At 57.8% G+C, this 916-nt stretch carries 1 protein-coding gene; it reads right to left on the bottom strand.

Going from position 1 to position 916, the window contains the following annotated elements; translation table 11 throughout:
* Positions 1-28: 28 nt before the first annotated feature.
* A partial coding sequence (locus tag VZ95_RS22465; RefSeq protein ID WP_332308137.1) for a FlgD immunoglobulin-like domain containing protein occupies positions 29-916 on the bottom strand: 888 nt, incomplete at its 5' end.

Raw genomic sequence — 916 nt, 5'->3', positions numbered from 1 at the left:
CTCGAATGCTTCGATAGATTTCTGTGGATTAGCCGCGAACGGCCACGATTTTGTCGAGATTGATGTAAGCGTCCTGACCGACCTGAAGCTGAACACCATTTTCGGTGCTGCCGATGTCCTTCACGCGGTTCACCGTGGTCAGCTTCGCGTCGATCGGATTGCTCTTCTCGTCGGTGATGAGTTTGTCGTTGGCGTCATAGGCATAAATCGCAACGCTGTACGATCCCGGCGTAACGGGGGCGTTCTTTTCGTCGCGTCCATCCCAGACCACCGACTTGCGGCCTGCGGTCGAGTCGATCTTCAGCACGCGCACCAAGGCCCCGGCATCATCGAAGATGCGCGCTTCGGCACGATTAACTGCGTCGGCGAAGGTATAACCGAAGCGCGGCTTCGGCGTTTCCGTCAGGGTGATCTTGCTGGTCGGAAGGTCAATGCCGACCGAGGCACCCGTGGAATCGACCGCGCTCATAATCAAATTATAGGTGCCGACCGGCAGCAGGGTTCCGTCGTCCTTACGGCCATCCCAAGCGACGGTATGGCTGCCCGACTTGCCGTCCGGCGTGAGGGTGCGCACGGTATTGCCGTCCGCATCCTTCAGAACGGCGGTAACCGTCGCGGCGTCTTTGGTCATCCAATAGGTAATGCTGGCCGGCGATTCGACCGTCAGAACATCGCCTTCGGCTTCGACATTCTTGCCGATATAGCTGGAGGCTTGCAGCACCTGCGCCGCTTGATTGGAGGTGAGCAGCTTATCGAACTTGGCGTTCAAGTTGATCTGCTGTTCGACCTGGCTGAACTGCACGAGCTGATTGGTGAATTCGCTCGAATCGGTCGGATCGAGCGGATCTTGGTTCTTCAACTGCGTCGTCAGCAGTTTCAGGAAGTTGTCGTAGGTCGAGGCCACCGAGTTGCGGGA

Source organism: Elstera litoralis, from assembly GCF_000963705.1.
GTDB classification, from domain to species: domain Bacteria; phylum Pseudomonadota; class Alphaproteobacteria; order Elsterales; family Elsteraceae; genus Elstera; species Elstera litoralis.
This window is presented reverse-complemented; position numbering and strand designations above follow the sequence as displayed.